21 protein-coding genes are annotated in these 19500 nt (G+C 67.4%); 9 read left to right on the forward strand and 12 right to left on the reverse strand.

The window, feature by feature from the left end; all coding sequences use genetic code 11:
- The first annotated feature begins 16 nt into the window (after positions 1-16).
- Entirely contained in the window at positions 17-2143 is a 2127-nt protein-coding gene (locus tag ACBY01_RS00080; protein WP_416458701.1) for a TonB-dependent receptor domain-containing protein, read from the forward strand.
- 274 nt (positions 2144-2417) lie between these two features.
- Here the strand turns inward: ACBY01_RS00080 and ACBY01_RS00085 are convergent, their stop codons facing one another.
- The 5 genes from ACBY01_RS00085 to ACBY01_RS00105 all read right to left on the reverse strand — a co-directional run bounded on the left by ACBY01_RS00085 (position 2418) and on the right by ACBY01_RS00105 (position 4468).
- On the reverse strand, positions 2418-2633 hold the full coding sequence (locus ACBY01_RS00085; RefSeq protein WP_416458702.1) for a DUF4170 domain-containing protein: 216 nt from the start codon (positions 2631-2633) through the stop codon (positions 2418-2420).
- Positions 2634-2703: 70 nt separating this feature from the next.
- Positions 2704-3156, reverse strand: a complete 453-nt coding sequence (locus ACBY01_RS00090; protein ID WP_416458703.1) for a hypothetical protein — start codon at positions 3154-3156, stop codon at positions 2704-2706.
- 43 nt (positions 3157-3199) lie between these two features.
- Positions 3200-3553, reverse strand: coding sequence for a DUF3618 domain-containing protein (locus ACBY01_RS00095; RefSeq protein ID WP_416458704.1), 354 nt, complete (start codon positions 3551-3553; stop codon positions 3200-3202).
- Positions 3550-3891 carry a phage holin family protein gene (locus ACBY01_RS00100; protein ID WP_416458705.1) on the reverse strand — a complete coding sequence of 114 codons (342 nt, stop codon included), beginning with the start codon at positions 3889-3891 and terminating at the stop codon, positions 3550-3552. The genes ACBY01_RS00095 and ACBY01_RS00100 overlap by 4 nt, the downstream gene beginning before the upstream one ends.
- A gap of 19 nt (positions 3892-3910) precedes the next feature.
- Entirely contained in the window at positions 3911-4468 is a 558-nt protein-coding gene (locus ACBY01_RS00105) for a hypothetical protein (protein WP_416458706.1), read from the reverse strand.
- A gap of 148 nt (positions 4469-4616) precedes the next feature.
- Here ACBY01_RS00105 and eno point away from each other — a divergent pair, with 148 nt between their 5' ends.
- Entirely contained in the window at positions 4617-5894 is a 1278-nt protein-coding gene (eno, locus tag ACBY01_RS00110; protein ID WP_416458707.1) for a phosphopyruvate hydratase, read from the forward strand.
- A 200-nt stretch (positions 5895-6094) separates the two neighbouring features.
- On the opposite strand, the gene ACBY01_RS00115 is transcribed toward eno, so the two are convergent.
- Positions 6095-6466, reverse strand: coding sequence for a tRNA-binding protein (locus ACBY01_RS00115; protein ID WP_416458708.1), 372 nt, complete (start codon positions 6464-6466; stop codon positions 6095-6097).
- Between the two features lie 72 nt (positions 6467-6538).
- Between ACBY01_RS00115 and ACBY01_RS00120 the strand changes: the two genes are divergently transcribed.
- The 3 genes from ACBY01_RS00120 (at position 6539) to ACBY01_RS00130 (ending at position 9508) form a co-directional block, all read left to right on the forward strand.
- Positions 6539-6895, forward strand: a complete 357-nt coding sequence (locus ACBY01_RS00120; RefSeq protein ID WP_416458709.1) for an FtsB family cell division protein — start codon at positions 6539-6541, stop codon at positions 6893-6895.
- Positions 6896-7023: 128 nt separating this feature from the next.
- Positions 7024-8073, forward strand: a complete 1050-nt coding sequence (gene pdhA, locus ACBY01_RS00125; protein WP_416458710.1) for a pyruvate dehydrogenase (acetyl-transferring) E1 component subunit alpha — start codon at positions 7024-7026, stop codon at positions 8071-8073.
- A gap of 1 nt (position 8074) precedes the next feature.
- Complete coding sequence (locus ACBY01_RS00130; RefSeq protein ID WP_416458711.1) at positions 8075-9508, forward strand: pyruvate dehydrogenase complex E1 component subunit beta; 1434 nt, start codon at positions 8075-8077, stop codon at positions 9506-9508.
- Positions 9509-9547: 39 nt separating this feature from the next.
- On the opposite strand, the gene ACBY01_RS00135 is transcribed toward ACBY01_RS00130, so the two are convergent.
- From ACBY01_RS00135 to ACBY01_RS00145, 3 genes are read right to left on the reverse strand one after another with little or no spacing between them, the layout of a single operon-like run.
- Positions 9548-10183 carry a TadE/TadG family type IV pilus assembly protein gene (locus ACBY01_RS00135; RefSeq protein ID WP_416458712.1) on the reverse strand — a complete coding sequence of 212 codons (636 nt, stop codon included), beginning with the start codon at positions 10181-10183 and terminating at the stop codon, positions 9548-9550.
- 26 nt (positions 10184-10209) lie between these two features.
- Entirely contained in the window at positions 10210-10740 is a 531-nt protein-coding gene (locus ACBY01_RS00140) for a TadE family protein (protein ID WP_416458713.1), read from the reverse strand.
- A gap of 53 nt (positions 10741-10793) precedes the next feature.
- A complete protein-coding gene (locus tag ACBY01_RS00145; RefSeq protein WP_416458714.1) occupies positions 10794-12530 on the reverse strand; it encodes a TadE/TadG family type IV pilus assembly protein in 1737 nt (578 codons plus the stop codon).
- A gap of 107 nt (positions 12531-12637) precedes the next feature.
- On the opposite strand from ACBY01_RS00145, the gene ACBY01_RS00150 reads away from it, so the two are divergent.
- Positions 12638-13312 carry a squalene/phytoene synthase family protein gene (locus ACBY01_RS00150; protein ID WP_416458715.1) on the forward strand — a complete coding sequence of 225 codons (675 nt, stop codon included), beginning with the start codon at positions 12638-12640 and terminating at the stop codon, positions 13310-13312.
- Positions 13313-13372: 60 nt separating this feature from the next.
- On the forward strand, positions 13373-13834 hold the full coding sequence (locus ACBY01_RS00155; RefSeq protein WP_416458716.1) for an EF-hand domain-containing protein: 462 nt from the start codon (positions 13373-13375) through the stop codon (positions 13832-13834).
- Here the strand turns inward: ACBY01_RS00155 and trmFO are convergent.
- Entirely contained in the window at positions 13831-15147 is a 1317-nt protein-coding gene (gene trmFO / locus ACBY01_RS00160) for a methylenetetrahydrofolate--tRNA-(uracil(54)-C(5))-methyltransferase (FADH(2)-oxidizing) TrmFO (RefSeq protein WP_416458717.1), read from the reverse strand. The two genes, ACBY01_RS00155 and trmFO, sit on opposite strands and share 4 nt — an antisense overlap.
- Before the next feature lie 106 nt (positions 15148-15253).
- Here trmFO and ACBY01_RS00165 point away from each other — a divergent pair, with 106 nt between their 5' ends.
- Together ACBY01_RS00165 and ACBY01_RS00170 are read left to right on the forward strand one after the other, a co-directional pair.
- The gene (locus tag ACBY01_RS00165; RefSeq protein ID WP_416458718.1) at positions 15254-15700 is read left to right on the forward strand and encodes a DUF488 domain-containing protein; all 447 of its coding nucleotides are present in this window, start codon (positions 15254-15256) and stop codon (positions 15698-15700) included.
- Positions 15701-15940: 240 nt separating this feature from the next.
- Positions 15941-16156: a hypothetical protein gene (locus ACBY01_RS00170; protein ID WP_416458719.1), complete on the forward strand. Its 216-nt coding sequence runs from the start codon at positions 15941-15943 to the stop codon at positions 16154-16156.
- Positions 16157-16336: 180 nt separating this feature from the next.
- Here ACBY01_RS00170 and ACBY01_RS00175 read toward each other — a convergent pair whose 3' ends face one another.
- Both ACBY01_RS00175 and gyrA read right to left on the reverse strand, forming a co-directional pair.
- Entirely contained in the window at positions 16337-16684 is a 348-nt protein-coding gene (locus ACBY01_RS00175) for a DUF952 domain-containing protein (protein WP_416458720.1), read from the reverse strand.
- Positions 16681-19497 carry a DNA gyrase subunit A gene (gyrA, locus tag ACBY01_RS00180; protein ID WP_416458721.1) on the reverse strand — a complete coding sequence of 939 codons (2817 nt, stop codon included), beginning with the start codon at positions 19495-19497 and terminating at the stop codon, positions 16681-16683. The genes ACBY01_RS00175 and gyrA overlap by 4 nt, the downstream gene beginning before the upstream one ends.
- Positions 19498-19500 lie beyond the last annotated feature (3 nt).

A 19500-nucleotide genomic window follows, 5' to 3' on the forward strand; every position in this document is an offset into this window, starting at 1 on the left:
TCTGGGAGGGTAGTTGATGTCCGTTGCTCGTCTTCTTCTCGGCAGCGCCGCGCTTGTCTGCGCGCTGCCGGCCACTGCGCGTCCGGTGGATGCCCGGGGAGATGCCGACGCGCCGCCCGCCGCTGTGCCTGCGCAGGGGCGGCAAACCACGGTCGACGCCGACCATCAGGAGATCGGGGCAAACATCATCGTCACCGGCTCGCTCGATCGTCCCAAGGAAGATCTGCTCGGCGGCACGACGGTGCTCTCGGGCGAGGCGCTGACGCGTTCGCTGCGGCCGACGCTGGGCGACACGCTGGCGCGCCAGCCGGGCGTGACCTCCAGCAGCTTCGGCCCCGGCGCCTCGCGCCCGATCCTGCGCGGCCTGCAGGGCGACCGCGCGCGCGTGCTGACCGAGGGTATCGGCAGCTTCGACGCGTCGACCACCAGCGTCGACCATGCGGTCGCGATCAACCCGCTGATCGCCGACCGCATCGAGGTGCTGCGCGGGCCTGCGGCGCTGATGTTCGGCCCGTCGGCGATCGGCGGTGTGGTCAACGTGATCGACAGCCGCATTCCCCGCCACCTTCCCGAGGAGCCGGTGCACGTCGACGGCATCATCGGCTATGGCTCGGCCGCCGACGAGCGCACCGCCTCGGGCAGCATCGACGTGCCGGTGGCCGGCAAGGTCGTCTTCCATGCCGACGGCAGCTATTCCAAGTCCGACGATCTGGAGACGGGCGGCCACATCCTCGCCGGCCCGCAGCGTCGCGCCGCGGCCGCGAGCCCGGATCCCGAGATCGCCGGGCTGGCGGACCTGCGCGGTCGCCTGCCCAATAGCGCGACCGAGACCTGGCAGGTCGCCGGCGGCGCCGCGGTGGTGGCGGACGGGGGCAACCTCGGCTTCTCCGTGTCGCACTACGACACCAACTACGGCGTGCCGGTGCGCTACGCGATCGAGCCGGGCGAGGAGGCCGAGGAGGTCCGCATCGACCTGCGCCAGACGCGCCTCGACCTGCGCGGCGAGGTCGAGACCGGCGGCTTCATCGATCGGCTGCGGTTCCGCGGCGGCGCGTCCGACTATCGCCACCAGGAGATCGAGGACAGCGGGGAGGTGGGCACCACCTTCTACAGCCAGGGCATGGAAGCGCGTGTCGAGGCGCAGCAGGCGGTTCGCGGCGGCTGGCGCGGCACCACCGGCGCGCAGATGCTGATCCGAACGCTGAACGTGGTCGGCGAGGAAAAATTCCTGCCGCGCAACGAGACGCAGCAGTACAGCCTCTTCACGCTGCAGAGCGCCGACTTCGGCGCGGTGCGCGGGGAACTGTCCGGCCGCTACGAGCGCAGCATCGCGGTGGCGCAGCCCGACGACGACCTCGGCAACGGGCGCCTGGAGCGCAGCTTCAACGCCTTCTCGGCAGCAGGCGGCGCGAGCCTCGGGCTGGGTGGCAGCACCCGTCTGGGGCTGTCGCTGTCGCACAGCGAGCGCGCGCCGACCGCGGAGGAACTGTTCGCCAACGGCCCGCACGCCGGCACGCAGGCGTTCGAAATCGGTGACCTCGGCCTGAAGGTCGAGCGCAGCAACGGCGTCGAAGCGACGCTGAAGGGCGGCGGCGACGGCTTCGACTTCAGCCTCGCGGCCTACCACAACTGGTACGACGGCTTCATCTACGAGCAGCCGACCGGCGAGCTCGAGGACGGGCTGCCGGTGTACCAATACGAGCAGGTCGACGCGCGCTTCTACGGTGTCGAGGCCGAAGCCTCGGCGCGGGTGGCGCAGTTCGGCAGCACCGCCGTGGTGGTCGACGGCGTGGCCGACTACACCCACGCGACGATCAAGAACGGCGGTCCCGTGCCCCGCATCCCGCCGCTGCGGTTGCTCGGCGGCATCGAGGCGCAGGGGACGCTCGCGCAGGGGCGGCTCGAGGTCGAGCACGTCACCAAGCAGGACCGCGTCGCGATCAACGAGAGCGAGACCGGCGCCTATACGCTGGTCAACGCATCGGTGACGTTGAAGCCGTGGGGGCGCAACAATCCGACGAGCTTGCTGCTGTCGGCGAACAACCTGTTCGACGTCGTCGCCCGTCGCCACGCGAGCTATCTGAAGGATTATGCGCCGCTCGCCGGCCGCGACCTGCGGGTGACGGCGCGCTTCGCGCTGTAAGCGGGCTCGGGTTACGGGAACGGTATTCCGGAACGCGGAGTTTCGGCGAACCTCTCCATCCTCGTCATGCTGACGAACGTCAGCATCCAGACACGCTCCGTTCCTGCTTAGAGCGGAGCGTCAACGGGTCCTCACCTTCGTCAGCATGACGAGTAGGCGGAGAGCAGAGACCCGGAATTTTGGGTTCGTCGACCCGATCCGTTTTCCCACAAACAGAAATGCGGCCGCTTCCCCGGGGAGGCGGCCGCATTCCGATGTCGACGCTGTCGAGCCCTTACTTCAGTTCCGGCTCGAGCAGGCGGTGCAGCGGCACCACCACATACTTCATCTCGGCGTCGTCCACCGTCCGCTGGGCGGCGGCGCGCCACGCCTTTTCGGCGCTCTCATAGTCGGGGAACAGCCCGACGAGATCGACCTCCGTCAGGTCGACGAAGTCGAGGGTCTGGGGGTCGCTGACGCGGCCACCGAAAACGAGATGCATCTTGCTCATGCCGGCTCCTGATACGTGCTGCACCGCCGCATAGCGGCTGGGGCGAGACACTCAAGGGCGCAGACGCGCATCAGGCCGAGATGCTACCGGTGGCAGCGGACTTGCCGCCGTCCTTGGCCGCTTCGACGACGGTGCCGAACGCCTTGCGCAGCGAATCCTTGGCCGCATCCTTGTCGGGAATCGCGCTGCTCAGCTGCTCCTTGCCGGCCTCGCGGGCAGCGACGGCAGCAGCGGCGGCGGTAGCCGAGAGACGCTTGCCGAGCGGCCCGAGGACCTTCTGCTCGCTCTCGGAGCGCGGGATCAGCGCGCCGATGATCGCGCCGAGCGCGATGCCGCCGGCGAGCACCGCCAGCGGGTTGGCCTCGATGCCCTCACCGGCGCGGGCGGCGGCCGAAGCGGCGCTCTCGCGGGTCGATTCATAGGCATGGCTCGCATTGTCGCGCAGCGTCGCGAGCGTGCCGTTGTCGGCCAACGCCTCCGTTGCGTTGGTGGGCGAGGGGGTGTTGTTGCCGTTCGTGGTCATTCCACTTGTCCTTGCTGGGGGCCGCGGGCGGCCCGATGTTGGGTTAGAGGCTTTCGGATGGAGGCATCGAGGGCTGGGGTGCGGCGACCGTCGCCGGCACCTTGGCGCTTGCCTTCTTGTGCCGGCAGCGACGGCGCAGGCTGCCGATCAGCTTGGGCGTCAGCAGCAGCGCGAGGAACCCGCCGGCACCGAGGGCGACGGTTCCGGGCTGGCGTTTCACGACGCGGGCGCCCTGGTCCATCGCTGCCGACGCGCGCGCCTTCACCTCGCCGACGACGTTCTCCGCCACCGAACTCGGGCTGAGCCGGCTCTTGAGCACCTCGACGGTACCGAGCATCCGCGCCTTGGCCTGCTGCGCGTTGGCGCGGGCGGCGGCGACACCTTGCGGTTCGGTCACAGCCCGTCTCCCGAAAAGGCGCGGCCGAGCCGCGTCGCCGCGACCTTGCCGAGGATACCGGCGACGACGAGCGCGCCGATCACCACCACCGCGGTGGCGCCGCCGCTTCCCAGCGGACCGCGCAGCACCAGGATGAGGCCGACGAGCAGCGCCCCGATCGCGGCGAATGCGACCAGCAACGCGCCGATCCCGAACGCAAGGCCGAAGATCGCGTCGTTCTTGCGGGAAGCGGCCACTGCCTTCCACACCGACAGTTCGGCTTGGAGCCAGGTCTTGCCGTCGGCGACGAGGCGTTGGACGAGTTCGCCCACGCTCTCGTCGCCTCTGCTATCGCGCATCGCGTCCACCGCCGTTCGCTCAGGCGGCCGGCTTGCTGTCGGTCGGGTCGGCAGCGCCGTCCACGCCCGCCTTGACGACGCGCGCCAGCACGAAGCCGAGCGCGGCGGCGGTGCCGATCGCGACGGCCGGGCTCTTGCGGACGAAGCCGCGGACGTCCTCGATCAGTTCCTCGACGTCCTTGCCGCGCAGCGAGTCGGAGAAGCCCGACAGCGCCTGGGCGGCCGAGCGCGCATACTGGCCGTACTGTTCGCCCAGCTTGTCGTCGACGGTGCCCGCGGCGTCTTCCATCATCTTGGAGAACTCGTCGAGCGCGCCGGTCGCCCGCAGCTTGCCCTCGTCGGCAAGGCCGCGCGCCTTGTCGGTTGCCTGACGGCCGAGCTTGCCGGCCTCGTCCTTCAGCGTCTGCGCCGCACCCTTGGCCTTGGCCGCGGTGCTGTCGTCGGTCTGCGTCGTCGAGCCGCTCGGCGTGAAGTTCACGTCGGCGCCGCTGGCGGTGCCGGAAGAGGGGGTGAACTCGACCGTCGAGTTGCCGGAACCCGTGCTCGCAAGCGGATCGTTGCGGTTGGTGTCGCTCATCGTGCCGTTCCCTTCTTGGTTCGTCTGGAGAACCAAAGCCGGCGGCGGCGGTTCCCGTTTCCGTACGAATTGCCCCGCGGGGGCCGAGCGGATAGGGCTGCGCGCGACTGCCGGCTTCGGCCGGCCGCGAAAATAGGGAGATCGTTTCGTGACCGCAATCATCGACATCCACGCCCGGCAGATTCTCGACAGCCGCGGCAATCCGACGGTCGAGGTCGACGTGATGCTGGAGGACGGCAGCACGGGTCGCGCCGCAGTCCCCTCGGGTGCCTCGACCGGAGCGCACGAAGCGGTGGAAAAGCGCGACGGCGACAAGAGCCGCTGGATGGGCAAGGGCGTCCAGGCCGCGGTCGACGCGGTGAACGCCGACATCGCCGAGGCGGTGCTGGGCCTCGATGCCGAGGATCAGGCCGACGTCGATCGCGCGATGATCGATCTCGACGGCACGCCGAACAAGGGCCGGCTGGGCGCCAACGCCATCCTGGGCGTGAGCCTCGCGGTCGCCAAGGCGGCGGCGGATGCACGCGGCCTGCCGCTCTATCGCTACGTCGGCGGCGTGTCGGCGCACCTGCTGCCGGTGCCGATGATGAACATCATCAACGGCGGCGAGCATGCCGACAATCCGATCGATTTCCAGGAATTCATGGTCATGCCGGTCGGCGCACCGAGCCTGGCGGAAGCCGTGCGCTGCGGTTCGGAAATCTTCCACACGCTGAAGAAGGGCCTGCACGACAAGGGTCTGGCGACCTCGGTCGGCGACGAGGGTGGCTTTGCGCCCAACCTGTCGTCCACCACCGATGCGCTCGACTTCATCATGACCAGCATCGAAAAGGCCGGCTACAAGCCGGGCGACGACGTGATGCTGGCGCTCGACTGCGCCGCGACCGAGTTCTTCAAGAACGGCAAATACGAGATGGTCGGTGAGGGCAAGTCGCTGACCCCGGTCGAGATGGCCGACTATCTGGCGGACCTCGCAGCCCGCTACCCGATCTTCTCGATCGAGGACGGCATGGGCGAGGACGACTTCGAGGGCTGGAAGGCACTCACCGATAAGATCGGCGACAAGGTTCAGCTGGTCGGCGACGACCTGTTCGTCACCAACCCGGAGCGTCTGGCGATGGGAATCGGCAAGGGCCTCGCCAACTCGCTGCTGGTGAAGGTCAACCAGATCGGCACGCTGACCGAAACGCTGGAGGCGGTGAGCCTGGCGCAGCGTTCGTCCTACACCGCGGTCATGTCGCACCGTTCGGGCGAGACCGAGGACGCGACGATCGCCGACCTGGCGGTCGCCACCAACTGCGGCCAGATCAAGACGGGCAGTCTCGCGCGCTCGGACCGGCTCGCCAAGTACAACCAGCTGATCCGCATTGAGGAAGAGCTGGGCGACGCGGCGCGCTACGCGGGCCGCTCGATCCTGCGCGTCTGAGCGGGAATGGGGAGGCGCGGGCGCCGCGCCTCCCCGGCACCCGCCCATTCTCTGACAGGCGGAACGCACATCGCGATCTGGTCGTCATCCCGGCGAAGGCCGGGATCCATCGGGCCGCAGGCGCAGGTGGTGAGATGGACCCCGGCCGTCGCCGGGGTGACGGAAAGAGGTGCGGGGGTGGCTACCGTCCGCACGCTACCTCAGAACAATCGCCCGCCGTTCGGCACCTGCCGGCTGGGCGCGACCAGCACTACCGCGCCGTTCTCGTCCGGAAAGCCGAGCGTCAGCACTTCCGACATGAACGGTCCGATCTGGCGCGGCGGGAAGTTGACCACCGCGGCCACCTGCCGCCCGACCAGCGTCTCCGGCGTGTAATGCTCGGTGATCTGCGCGCTCGATCGCCGCACGCCGAGGGTCGGACCGAAGTCGATCTGCAGCTTGAACGCGGGCTTGCGCGCCTGCGGGAAGGGCTCTGCCGCGACGATGGTGCCGACGCGGATGTCGACCGCCAGAAAGGCGTCGAAGTCGATCGTCGCGGCGGCGGGGCTGGCGGGATCGTGGCTCAGATGCATCAGCTTCGAATCTCTTGACGTTTTCGACTCGCGCGATCTTGCGCAGCCGCGCCGCTTGCGCAACTATCGGGCATGCCGCGCTCCACGCCGCTCCGCCAGATGCTCCGCCGTGCAGGATTTCCCGCGTTCGCGATCCTGTTCATGGGCTTTTTCGGCTATTCGGCGGTGCTCGGGCCCAACGGCATCCTGGCGTACCACGATTATTCGCAGAAGCTGGCGCAGCGGCAGGCCTATTACGCCTGCCTTGACAAGACGCGTGCCGAACTGCGCAACCGCGTAGCCTTGCTCGATCCGCGTCATGCCGATCCCGACATGGTCGACGAACTCGTCCGCAAGCAGCTCAACGTGACCCATCCGGACGAATTCGTCCTGCCGATGACGGCCGAGCCGCACGGCGGCGATCGCTGCGCACCCGTGGTCGACGGCTGAGCCGAGTTGCGCTAGCAACGGGATAGCGCAGTCGCCCGGCCGCTATGGCGGGTGATTGCAGTCGGGGAAGAAACCGGCCTATAGGCTCGGCTCCTTTCCCCTTTCCCAGGCATGAGGGTACCGACATCGTGGCAAAGGCACCGGCGCAGCGCGCCAAGAGCGAACCTGCCGTTCCGAACCGTGAGCGTCCCAGCGAACCGACGCGTTACGAAGCCTCGAAGGAGGAATTGCTCGACTTCTACAAGCAGATGCTGCTGATCCGCCGTTTCGAGGAGAAGGCGGGCCAGCTGTACGGCCTCGGCTTCATCGGCGGCTTCTGCCATCTCTACATCGGCCAGGAGGCGGTCGCCGTCGGCCTGCAGTCCGCGCTCGATGGCGAGAAGGACTCGGTGATCACCGGCTATCGCGACCACGGCCACATGCTGGCCTATGGCATCGATCCCAAGGTGATCATGGCCGAGCTGACCGGTCGCGCCGCGGGCATCAGCCGCGGCAAGGGCGGGTCGATGCACATGTTCTCGACCGAGAAGAAGTTCTACGGCGGCCACGGCATCGTCGGCGCACAGGTCTCGCTCGGCACCGGCCTGGCGTTCGGCCACAAGTACGCCGAGGACGGCGGCGTGTGCCTCGCCTATTTCGGCGACGGCGCGGCCAACCAGGGCCAGGTGTACGAGAGCTTCAACATGGCCGAGCTGTGGAAGCTGCCGATCGTCTATGTGATCGAGAACAACCAGTACGCGATGGGCACCAGCGTCAACCGCTCGTCGGCGGAAGACCAGCTCTACAAGCGCGGCGAGAGCTTCCGCATCCCGGGCATCCAGGTCGACGGCATGGACGTGCTCGCCTGCCGCGGAGCCGCCGAGGAAGCGCTGGCCTGGGTTCGCGCCGGCAAGGGTCCGATCATCCTCGAGATGAAGACCTATCGCTATCGCGGTCACTCGATGTCGGACCCGGCCAAGTACCGCTCGCGCGAGGAAGTGCAGGCGGTGCGCGACAAGTCCGACCCGATCGAGCACATCAAGCGCGAGCTCGAGAAGCAGGGTGTCGCCGAGGCCGATCTGAAGACGATCGAGCAGGATATTCGCAAGGTGGTGAACGAAGCCGCCGACTTCGCCGAGAGCACGCCGGAGCCCGAGCCGGCAGAGCTCTATACGGACGTGCTGGTGGAGAAGTATTGAGATGGCGATCGAACTGAAGATGCCGGCGCTGTCGCCCACGATGGAAGAGGGCACGCTGGCGAAGTGGCTGGTCAAGGAAGGTGACGTCGTCAAGTCCGGCGACATCATGGCCGAGATCGAGACCGACAAGGCGACGATGGAGTTCGAGGCGGTCGACGAAGGTACGATCGCCAAGATCCTGGTCGCCGAGGGCAGCGACAACGTGAAGGTCGGCACCGTGATCGCGATGCTGGCGGAGGAAGGCGAGGACGCCGCCTCCATCCAGGCGCCGACCGAATCCCGTGCCGGCGAAGATGCCAACGCCGCGCCCAAGGAGCAGCCGTCCGACCAGAAGGCGCCGCCGGTGCCCGAGGGTTCGAGCCCGCAGCCGGCCGCCAGCGGTGCCGAGCAGCTGGTCGCCGCGACCGAAACCGCCGCACCCGCCGCGCCGGAAATCCCGGAAGGCACCGAGATGGTCAAGGTGACCGTCCGCGAGGCGCTGCGCGACGCGATGGCCGAGGAAATGCGCGCCGATCCGCGCGTGTTCGTGATGGGCGAGGAAGTCGCCGAGTATCAGGGCGCCTACAAGGTGACCCAGGGGCTGCTCGAGGAGTTCGGCCCGAAGCGCGTCATCGACACGCCGATCACCGAATACGGCTTTGCCGGCGTTGGCACGGGCGCGGCGATGGGCGGCCTCAAGCCGATCGTCGAATTCATGACGTTCAACTTCGCCATGCAGGCGATCGACCACATCATCAACTCGGCTGCTAAGACCAACTACATGTCCGGCGGCCAGATGCGCTGCCCGATCGTGTTCCGCGGACCCAACGGCGCCGCCAGCCGCGTCGGCGCGCAGCACTCGCAGAACTACGGCCCGTGGTACGCCAGCGTCCCCGGCCTTGTCGTGATCGCGCCCTATGACGCGGCCGACGGCAAGGGCCTGCTCAAGGCGGCGATCCGGTCGGAAGACCCGGTCGTGTTCCTCGAGAACGAGCTGATGTACGGTCGCACGTTCGAGGTGCCGAAGCTCGACGACTTCGTCCTGCCGATCGGCAAGGCGCGGATCATGCGCGCAGGCAAGGACGTAACGCTGGTCAGCTATTCGATCGGCGTCGGCGTCGCGCTCGAAGCCGCCGAAAAGCTGGCGGGCGAGGGCATCGAGGCGGAGGTCGTCGATCTGCGCACGCTGCGTCCGCTCGACAAGCAGACGGTGCTCGAGAGCCTCAAGAAGACCAACCGCCTGGTGGTGGTCGAGGAAGGTTGGCCGACCTGCTCGATCGCGAGCGAAATCGCCGCGATCGCGATGGAGGAAGGCTTCGACGACCTCGACGCGCCGGTACTGCGCGTCACCAACGAGGACGTGCCGCTCCCCTATGCCGCCAACCTCGAGAAGCTGGCGCTGGTCACCGCCGACCGCGTGGTCGAGGCGGTGAAGAAGGTCACCTACAAGGGCTGAGCCCGGATCGGCGGCGGGCCGAAGACGGCCCGCCGCCGATCACGTTGCCGAATAGACCGTGCAGACGCTCTTGGTGGCGCTGTTCGCGCTCTTGAGGTCTTCTTCCTTGCGCTCGCGCACCGAGAAAGCGGCCTCTGACCGCAGCACCTTCGGCCCGAACAGCGCCTCCGCCACGATCGGTTTGTAGCGGTAGGTCACCTCCGTATAGATCAGGTTCGTGGTCCCGGTTGCAGCGATCGGCCGGGCGGCGGTCCCGATGTATTTCAGACTGCCGTCCGACTTACCCGCGCCCTCCTTGCCGTAGCGGGGCTGCGACGCCGCGGTGTTCAGCGCGCCGGTGCAGCGCTGCCAACGGATCCACTGGCCGGCCTTGCTGCCGGTCTGGCCGTTGGGCGAGACGCTGGAGACGACCACCCGCCCACGCGTGCCGAAGTCGATACTGCCACCGATCAGGTTCGCGCCAAGCAGCAACTCATTGACGTCGCGTTCGTCGATGCTGTCGCGCACGCGCGCGGCATTGTCGGCGATGGTGTTGGCGATCTGGTTCACGCGCGTCGAGGCGATCGCGAGATTGGCCGTCTCGACGCCGTAGAGCGCGATCGTCAGCAGGATCGGCAGCGACAGCGCGAACTCCATCAGCGCGACGCCGCGCGTGTCTGTGGCGGCGGCCGTCATCCGGCGGTTTTGAAGGAGCGGCCGCATTAGTCGCATCGGATCGTCGTCGACGCGCGCGAGGTGAAGGGCTGGTTGCGTAGCACGATCGTCGCGGTCACGTTGCGCTTGCCGGCCCACTTTAGAAAACCGGCGATCGGTGTCAGGTTGGGATAGTTCGCGGTGACCTTGTAGTAGGTCACATCGTCCGCGGTGCCGAGGTCGGACGTGCCCGCTGAGACATCGTACTTGCCGTTGTTGTTGGCATCCTCGTAACAGTCTCCCTTGTTGTACTTACCCTTTGGATCGGTGTCTTGGGTGATCTTCTCGGGACGGCCGACGTTGGAAAAGTTATAATAGCCGCGAGTCTCCACGGAGACATATCGCCTGTCGACGACGCGACCGACCTCGGTCTTAATTTTCTCCGTTACACCGGCCTGAGTCTGGTCACCGATCGTCGACATGCGCGCCGCTTTCGTCATCGCGCCTTGCACCATTGCGTTGACGTAGCCCTGATAGCCAAGTTCGAGCGTCGCCATAAGGATCGTCAGCAGCAGCGGCACGACGAGGGCGAACTCCACGATCGTGGCGCCCCGCTGATCCCGAAGGAGGCCGATCGATAGCCTTTGACCGATCACCGGCTGAGCCTCAACGATCCGATTTTGGAACCGATCTCCTTGAACTTGGCGATTAGATCGGCCGACGTGTTGATGCCCGCAGCCTGCGAGGGCGTACTGGCGCAGTCGATCATGTCTTGGGTGAGAGTGGTCGAAAAGGCGATCACCCAGATATCGATATTTTGCCCCTTCGCGGCGTTGCACGCCATCCGGAACCGCTGGAGATGGCGGTTGGTCAGGTTCGTTCCCTTAGCATCCACCGGCGCGCTGCCGAGAACGCGCTTGTCCAGCGACTCTAAACCATAGGTCGAGTAGATCGTTGGGTATGTCGACATGTCGCCATCGGTCATGAAGATCATATACTTCCGAACCGAGAAACCCCGAATCTTCTCGGGATTGTCCGGTGTGAACTGATCGTTGGTCTCCGAGGTGCTCGACTTGAAGATCCCTTTTGAGGAAAGGAAGCGGGCGCCCCAGATCATGCCGACATCGTGATATGTCGCTCCCTGGGGGGTCAGATTGTTCAAGTACTGCGCAAAAGCAGATCGATTTTTATAGTACTCCGTCAGGCGGCTTGCTTCGCTGGCGCAGTTCCCGGGCTGGGCGCTCGCGCCGCCGGCACTCGGGTCGAATTCTACCTCCGGCCACCAAGGACCCCAACGGCTATCGTCTGAGTCGGGAAGCCGATTGATGTCGAGATCCAACGCGTCGGACGGTGCCGTGGTCGGGCTACTGCCGCCCGTTATCGTAGTATTATTTGTTTTGCGTTCCTCGATGCAACCCGCCCATTTGGCAGTTGAGCCATTCCGCTGGGCGGGAATGCTCGTGGCGGCGCCAGTAATATATCGGGACACGTCGACATTATACTGGCCGTATACCCACTCGGAGGAAGTGTAGTTATAAACGCAATAATATCTGCCGTAATAGTAGACGTAATCACCATTTACCCGGTTGCATTCGGAACGAGACATGCCGGCGTCTGCAGCCTGCCGGGTCACCTGCGTCCACTGCCTGGTCTGATAGGGGTAAAGCTGGCGGCGGAGGTAGTCGGGGTTCTTCGCATAAACGGCTCTGCCGACATTCACCGTGCCGTTATATGGGACAAACCCGTAACGAAGGCGAAGGCTGTTATCGTGCAACTGGTTCTGAGCGCTCTCCAACGTGTCGTACAGCGAAAGCGCCGCTGAACGAAGCGCAGACATTTTGGAGTTCGATTGTTCTACGTTGCCGCACGCTTCGTCTGGTCGAGACGTTGGGCAGTTCATCGATCCGGACATGTCCATGACGAGCACGATGTCCGTCGAAACGAAATCCTGTGTCGCCGAACATGCCGCCGCCAGCTTCATCGACTTGATGCCGACGATCCCCATGATCGCCGTGGGAAGCGTGGTTTTCGCGGTCATCGTGACGGTGCCGGCCTTCGGCACCGTCACCACGGGCGTGAACGCCGCGACGCCATAGGTCGCCTGCGGGAAATTGAAGTTGAAGTAGGTCGTCGCCTCGTTCTTGACCGCGTCGGTCAGCGCCGCGCCGGACAGTTGCCGCCGCGCGGCGAGCACGCCGGCGTCGCACGCTTGTTGCAGGCGATCCTGCGCCATATAGCCGCGAGCCATGTCGACGCCCGAGCCGATCATCGCCATCAGCGGAATCAGCGCCGCGGCGACGAGCATCAGGGTGTTGCCGCGGACGTCGCGTGCGAGCGTGCTCAGAAACGGACGCGCGCCGTTCCGGCGCTTGGTCGACCGCATGTTCATGTCAGTGCCTTGGAGCCATCGTGTTCGATATTCGCCTATGGTTTGCAGAGGGATAAGCTTGCTTGAACCGTCATGGTTAAGATCACGTTGAGCGTGAGCCTGTCTCGATGAGCGACGTCTCGACGAATCCCGAGATCGGCGTCCTTCTGTCCTACGCGCCTGCAGAGCAGCGGGACGCGTTCGGGACGGCGCTCGCCTTGGACCGGATGCTGGCGGAGGTGCTGCGCAGCACCAGTGAGCCGGTGCTCGGCCAGATCCGCCTGCGCTGGTGGTATGACGCGCTGCTCGCGCTCGAGGATGCACCGGCGCCGGCGGTCCCGTTGCTCGCCGATTTCGAACGCACCTTCGCGGGTAGCGCGGTGCGTCCCGCCGCGCTCGCGCCGATGGTCGACGGCTGGAGCCTGTTGATCGAGGAGGAGGCGTTCGACACGGCAAAGCTGGAAGAACAGGGGCGGCTGCGCGGCGGCACGTTGTTCGAGGTGGCGGGGCAGTTGTTCGGAGCCACCGCCAGCGATCCCCTGATCGCCGCTGGCACCGGATGGGCTCTTGCCGATCTCGCGCGGCATGTCCGCGATCCCGCGTTGGCGCAATCGGCAGCCGAGCGGGCACGGGTGCTGCTCGACCAGGCGCTTTCGGTGCGGTGGAGCGGGCGCGTTCGGGCACTCGGAGCGGCGGCTCATCTCGCGCGGCTCGACCTTGCGGTCCCGCTGGACGTGCCGCCGCCGATCGGCGCCCCCCACCGCGTTGCCCGATTGCTCTGGCATCGGTTAAGCGGACGTTAGGGCTATTCGGCCGGCCCCGCGTGCGATAGCTTTCCGCCGCACAGCGCATGGGGGTGGGGCATGTGGCGATATGGCGCAGGGGTTTTGTCGGCACTGCTGCTGGTGACGGCGGGCGTTTTCGTGTTTCGCGGCGGCGCGCAGGTTGAGCCGCCGCTGCCGCCACCGTCGCCGGCCCCGACTGAGATCGCGCCGCTGCCGCCCGAACCGCTCGCCGTGCCGAGCGCTACCGCGCGCACCCGCGAGCAGAAGCGCTTCGACCGCTACGACAAGGATCGTGACGGCAGCATCACCCGCGACGAATATCTCGCCAGCCGGCGCAAGGCCTATGCGAAGCTCGACGCGAACGGCGACGGCCGGCTGTCGTTCGACGAATGGGCGGTGGCGACGACCACCAAGTTCGCCAAGGCCGATGCCGACCGTTCGGCGAGCCTGGACGCCAAGGAATTCGCGACCACCGCAGTGGCGCGCAAGGCCGCCGCGCGCTGCGCGTGCCCGCAGCCGCGGGGTGATGCCGACGACTAAGCCGGCATCCATTCGGCCAGCGCCGCGCGGGCGCGGGCGGTGTACATCTTCTTGCGGTCGGCCTTCTTGGTGCGGCCCTCGATCGGCGGGAACAGCCCGAAGTTGACGTTCATCGGCTGATAGGTCTCCGCCTCGGCGCCGCCGGTGATGTGGCCGAGCAGCGCGCCCAGCGCCGTCTCGGGCGGGGGCGGGGGCAGGTCCTTGCCCGCCAGCTCGGCGGCGGCGAAGCATCCGGCCATCAGGCCGATCGCCGCGCTTTCGACATAGCCTTCGCAGCCGGTGATCTGCCCGGCGAAGCGCAGGTTCGGGCGCGCCTTGAGCCGCAGCGTCGGATCGAGCAGCTCGGGCGATCGGAGGAAGGTGTTGCGATGCAGTCCGCCCAGCCGCGCGAACTCGGCCTTTTCGAGCCCCGGGATGGTGCGGAACAGCCGTACCTGCTCGGCATGCTTGAGCTTGGTCTGGAAGCCGACGATGTTCCACAGCGTGCCCTGCGCATTGTCCTGGCGCAGCTGCACCACCGCGTAGGGCCAGCGGCCGGTGCGCGGGTTGTCGAGCCCGATCGGCTTCATCGGACCGTAGCGCAGCGTGTCGACGCCGCGCTCGGCCATCACCTCGATCGGCATGCAGCCTTCGAAATACGGCACGTTCTCCCACTCGCGAAACTCGGTCTTCTCGCCCGCGAGCAGCCCGGCGTGGAAGGCGAGATACTGCTCCTTGTCCATCGGGCAGTTGATGTAGTCCTTGCCGCCCTTGTCCCAGCGCGCGGCCATCCAGGCGACGTCCATGTCGACGCTGTCGAAGTGCACGATCGGCGCGATCGCGTCGAAGAAGGCGAGCGCGTCGCTGCCGGTCGCGCCGCCGATGCTCTCGGCCAAAGCCGGCGCAGTGAGGGGGCCGGTCGCGACGATCGCCGGGCCGTCGGTAGGCAGCATGTCGACGCGTTCGCGGACGATGGTGATGTTGGGATGCGCCTCCAGCGCGGCGGTGACGCCGGCCGAGAAGCCGTCGCGGTCGACCGCGAGTGCCGAGCCGGCCGGCACGCGATGTTCGTCGCCCTTGCCCATGATCAGCGATCCGAGCGCGCGCATCTCGGCATGGAGCAGCCCGACGGCATTGCTCTCGGCATCGTCGGAACGGAAGCTGTTCGAGCACACGAGTTCGGCGAGACCGTCGCCCTGATGCGCCGGCGTGCAGTCACCCGAGCCGCGCATCTCCGACAGCTTTACGGAGAAGCCCGCCTCCGCGAGCTGCCAGGCGGCCTCGGACCCGGCGAGCCCGCCGCCGATGATGTGGATGTGGTGGGATTGCGTCACGAGCGTCTCGAAAGCTGCTAGGGGAAGGGCGGGCGGCACGGGCCGCGGTCGCCGGCTGCCTAGCCGATCCGGTCGCGGGGGGACAGCCGCAACGAGAGGAGCCGACATGGCAGACGCGCCGCGCACCATCTACACCATCGGCTACGAAGCGACGACGATGGCCGATTTCCTGGCGGCGCTGCAGCGCGCCGGGGTCGAGCGGGTGATCGACGTGCGGGCGCTGCCGCTGTCGCGCCGGCCGGGCTTCTCCAAATCCTCGCTCGCGGCGCATCTCGCCGAGGTCGGCATCGACTATCGCCACCTGAAGGCGCTGGGGACGCCCAAGCGCGGCCGCGACGCCGCCAAGAAGGGCGACGTGGCGACACTGCGCGAGGTGTATGCCGATCAACTCGCGCTTCCGGAGGCGCAGGCGCAGGCCGCGATCCTGCTCGCGCTGGCGGCGGAGAAGCCGTCGGCGCTGCTCTGCTACGAACGCGATCCCTGCCATTGCCATCGTACTTTGCTGCTCCAGGCGGAGGGCGGCGCCGCGAAGGTCGTCGATTTGATACCGTGATTGCGGGAACCGAACCGCGGTTCCTGCGTTTCGCGCACGTGGGGGAAGAGTTTCGCCATCCTCAGCTTCAACTTCGGTCGCATCGCGGCCGCGATCCCTATTGCCGTGCCGCTCGCAGGCGCCGGCGGGACCGGCAGCGATGGCGTTGCCCCCTCTAACCACAAAGAACAGGAACCGGGTCGAGCCGGGCTCCACCAAGGACAGGATCCTACGCGCCGCGAGGGCGTGCGAAGGGCGACCATGACAGACGTCGAGAACAGCGACTATTTCTACGAGCGCGCAGAAGCCGAGCTGAAGCTGGCGCAGAATGCCGAACATCCCGCAGCGGTGAAGGCGCATTATCTGCTGGCAGGCTATTACCTCGACCGGGTCTACGGTCCCGAGGCGGCCGAAGGGCCGCCCGCGGTGCCGTTGCCGCCGGCCGGCGAACCGCTGGCGGAGCCCGACGCGTCCTAGGCGCAACGCGCGAGGGGCTCGCTCGGCGAGTATCAGGTTTACCCTTGTTCCCCGGCGAAGGCCGGGGCCCAGTCGGGGTGGCCCTTCAGCTGGAGCGCGCCGTCGAGCCGCTTTCCCAACTGGGCCCCGGCCTCCGCCGGGGAACAGGTGGGGTGTGGCGCCGGCGTTCTGCCGACAGGCTTATCCGGTAACCGGAAGCCGCACCGTACCGTCTTCGTCGCGCTCCAGCGGCGAATAGGCGACGACGGTGTCGAGCGTCAGCGTGCCGTAGAGGTGCGGGAAATCCTGGCCACCGCGCGACGGCTCCCAGCGGATCGCGTCGCCCAGCGCCTCCAAGTCGACTTCGGCCACCCACAGCCCCTCCTGGCCGGCGAAGTGCTTGTCGACCGTCTCGGTCAGCTGCGCGGCGGTCGACAGGTGGATGTAGCCATCCTGCCGGTCGACCGCGGCGCCGGCGAAGCTGCCGCCTTCCAGCGCCGTCATCTCGTCGGCGGTCAGTACCTTGAACGCGGCCTTGGGCTTGCTCATTCCTCGTCGCTCCCGCTGTCGTCTTCCTCGACGCGCTCGTCCAGCGTCGCCGGGCCGGTGCCGTCGTCGAGCTGGATCGCGTCGTCTTCCGAACCCGTGTCGGCGGGGAGGGTTGCACGCTCCTCGGCGACCAGCGCCTCGGCGTCGTTCTCCGGCTCTTCCTCCTCGTCGATGCGCGCGGCGGAGACGACATGCTCCTGGTTGGCGACGTGGAACAGGCGGACGCCCTGGCTGGCGCGCCCGGTCACACGGGTATCGCCCACCGACATGCGGATCAGCTTGGCCTGGTCGGTCACCAGCATCAGCTGCTCGCCCGAGCTGGCCGGGAAGCTCGCGACGACAGGGCCGTTGCGATCGGAGGTGACGATGTTGGTGATGCCCTGGCCGCCGCGGTTGGTGCGGCGATACTCATAGGCGGAAGTGCGCTTGCCATAGCCATTGGCGGTGACGGTCAGGATGAACTGCTCCGCCGCCTCGAACTCGGCCATGCGCTCGGCGTCGAGGGTGACCTCGCGGTCGCCTTCCTTCCACGGCGCGGCCTTGAGGTACGCGTCGCGCTCCTCGGTAGTGGCGGCGAACCCGCCCAGGATCGATAGCGAGATCACCTCGTCGCCCTTGGACAGGTTGACGCCGCGCACGCCGGTCGAGGTGCGGCTCTGGAATTCGCGCACGTCGGTCGCGGCGAAGCGGATCGCCTTGCCGCACTTGGTGGCGAGCAGCACGTCGTCCGTCTCGGTGAGCAGCGCCACGCCGATCAGGCGATCGTCGCTCTCGTCGTCGAAGCGCATCGCGATCTTGCCGGCGGTGGGCACGTTGGTGAACGCGTCCATCGAATTGCGGCGCACGGTGCCGTTGGCGGTCGCGAACATGACGTGCAGGTCGGACCAGCTGTCCTCGTCCTCCGGCAGCGGCAGCACGGTGGAGATCGTCTCGCCATTGGCGAGCGGCAGCAGGTTGATCATCGGCCGACCGCGGGTGGCGGGGCCGCCCTCCGGCAGGCGCCACACCTTCATGCGGTACACCTTGCCCGCGGTCGAGAAGAACAACACCGGCGTGTGGGTCGAGGTGACGAACAGCGAGGTGATCGCATCCTCGTCCTTGGTCGCCATTCCGGCGCGACCCTTGCCGCCGCGCTTCTGCGCGCGGAAGGCGTCGAGCGGGGTGCGCTTGATGTAGCCCTGCATGGTCACGGTGACGACCATGTCCTCGCGCTCGATCAGGTCCTCGTCGTCGATGCCGTCGACGGCGTTGGCGATCTCGGTGCGGCGCGGCGTGGCGAACTCCGCACGGACCTGCACCAGTTCGCCGCGCATCACCGCATAGAGCTTGGCGCGGTTGCCGAGGATCTCGAGCAGCTCGGCGATCGAGTCCGCCAGCTTCGACAGCTCGTCGCCGATCTCGTCGCGGCCGAGCGCGGTGAGACGGTGGAGGCGCAGATCGAGGATCGCGCGGACCTGTGCGTCCGACAGGCGGTAGGTGTCGCCGGTGACTTCGGCTTCCACCGCCTCGACCAGGCGGATGTAGGGTGCGATCTCGGCGATCGGCCATTCGCGGGCGAGCAGCGCGGCGCGGGCGGCGGCCGGATTGGCGGCGCCGCGGATGATGCGCACCACCTCGTCCAGGTTGGTGACCGCGATTACCAGACCCAGCAACAGGTGCGCACGGTCGCGCGCCTTGGCGAGTTCGAACTTCGACCGGCGGGTGATCACTTCCTCGCGGAAGCCGACGAACGCGTCGATGATGTCTTTGAGGTTGAGCAGCTCCGGCCGGCCGCCGCGGATCGCCAGCATATTGGCGGCGAAGCTCGACTGCGCCGGGGTGTGCCGCCACAGCTGGTTGAGCACCACGTCGGGCGTGGCATCGCGCTTCAGGTCGATGACGATGCGGACGCCTTCGCGGTTCGATTCGTCGCGGATGTCGCTGACGCCCTCGATCCGCTTGTCCTTGGCCGCCTCGGCGATCTTCTCGACCAGCCCGCTCTTGCCGACCTGGAACGGAATCTCGGTCAGGACGATCGAGCGGCGCTCGCCGCGCGCCTCGACGGTGTGGCGCGAGCGCAGGATGATCGAGCCGCGGCCGCCGGTATAGGCGGCGCGAGCACCGGCGCGGCCGAGCATCAGCGCGCCGGTCGGAAAGTCGGGGCCCGGCACCAGCTCGGCGAGGTCCTCGACCGTCACCGGCTCGCCGCCCTCAACCGCGCGATCGATGGTAAGCAGGCAGGCGTCGATCACCTCGCCCAGATTGTGCGGCGGCACGTTGGTGGCCATGCCGACGGCGATGCCGCCCGCGCCGTTGACCAGCAGGTTGGGGAAGCGCGCCGGCAGCACCGACGGCTCGCGCTCCGACCCGTCGTAGTTGGGGACGAAGTCGACCGTGTCCTTGTCGAGGTCGTCGAGCAGGAAGGCCGCCGCACGATGCAGGCGCGCCTCGGTGTAGCGCATCGCGGCGGGCGGATCGGGGTCCATCGATCCGAAGTTGCCCTGACCGTCGATCAGCGGCAGCCGCATCGACCAGTCCTGGGTCATGCGCGCCAAGGCGTCGTAGATCGCGGTGTCGCCGTGCGGATGATATTTACCGATCACGTCGCCGACGATGCGCGCCGACTTGCGATAGGGGCGGTTGTAGTGGAAGCCGCTCTCGTTCGCCGAAAACAGGATGCGCCGGTGGACCGGCTTCAGGCCGTCGCGCACGTCGGGCAGCGCGCGCGAGACGATCACGCTCATCGCATAGTCGAGATAGCTCGACCGCATCTCGTCGACGATCGAGATCGGGGAAATGTCGGAAGGGTCCGCGAGGATGGTCTCGTCGGTCAAGGC

This window comes from Sphingomonas mangrovi, assembly GCF_047975845.1.
Lineage (GTDB): Bacteria > Pseudomonadota > Alphaproteobacteria > Sphingomonadales > Sphingomonadaceae > Sphingomonas.

Coding starts and splice junctions, on each gene's coding strand:
- ACBY01_RS00100 (WP_416458705.1), bottom strand. CDS start 3,891: ATGCGCGATAGCAGAGGCGACGAGAGCGTGGGCGAACTCGTCCAACGC.
- ACBY01_RS00165 (WP_416458718.1), top strand. CDS start 15,254: ATGGCAGACGCGCCGCGCACCATCTACACCATCGGCTACGAAGCGACG.
- ACBY01_RS00155 (WP_416458716.1), top strand. CDS start 13,373: ATGTGGCGATATGGCGCAGGGGTTTTGTCGGCACTGCTGCTGGTGACG.
- ACBY01_RS00145 (WP_416458714.1), bottom strand. CDS start 12,530: ATGAACATGCGGTCGACCAAGCGCCGGAACGGCGCGCGTCCGTTTCTG.
- ACBY01_RS00170 (WP_416458719.1), top strand. CDS start 15,941: ATGACAGACGTCGAGAACAGCGACTATTTCTACGAGCGCGCAGAAGCC.
- ACBY01_RS00150 (WP_416458715.1), top strand. CDS start 12,638: ATGAGCGACGTCTCGACGAATCCCGAGATCGGCGTCCTTCTGTCCTAC.
- ACBY01_RS00120 (WP_416458709.1), top strand. CDS start 6,539: ATGCCGCGCTCCACGCCGCTCCGCCAGATGCTCCGCCGTGCAGGATTT.
- ACBY01_RS00085 (WP_416458702.1), bottom strand. CDS start 2,633: ATGAGCAAGATGCATCTCGTTTTCGGTGGCCGCGTCAGCGACCCCCAG.
- ACBY01_RS00080 (WP_416458701.1), top strand. CDS start 17: ATGTCCGTTGCTCGTCTTCTTCTCGGCAGCGCCGCGCTTGTCTGCGCG.
- ACBY01_RS00135 (WP_416458712.1), bottom strand. CDS start 10,183: ATGACGGCCGCCGCCACAGACACGCGCGGCGTCGCGCTGATGGAGTTC.
- ACBY01_RS00175 (WP_416458720.1), bottom strand. CDS start 16,684: ATGAGCAAGCCCAAGGCCGCGTTCAAGGTACTGACCGCCGACGAGATG.
- ACBY01_RS00115 (WP_416458708.1), bottom strand. CDS start 6,466: ATGCATCTGAGCCACGATCCCGCCAGCCCCGCCGCCGCGACGATCGAC.
- ACBY01_RS00105 (WP_416458706.1), bottom strand. CDS start 4,468: ATGAGCGACACCAACCGCAACGATCCGCTTGCGAGCACGGGTTCCGGC.
- ACBY01_RS00090 (WP_416458703.1), bottom strand. CDS start 3,156: ATGACCACGAACGGCAACAACACCCCCTCGCCCACCAACGCAACGGAG.
- ACBY01_RS00130 (WP_416458711.1), top strand. CDS start 8,075: ATGGCGATCGAACTGAAGATGCCGGCGCTGTCGCCCACGATGGAAGAG.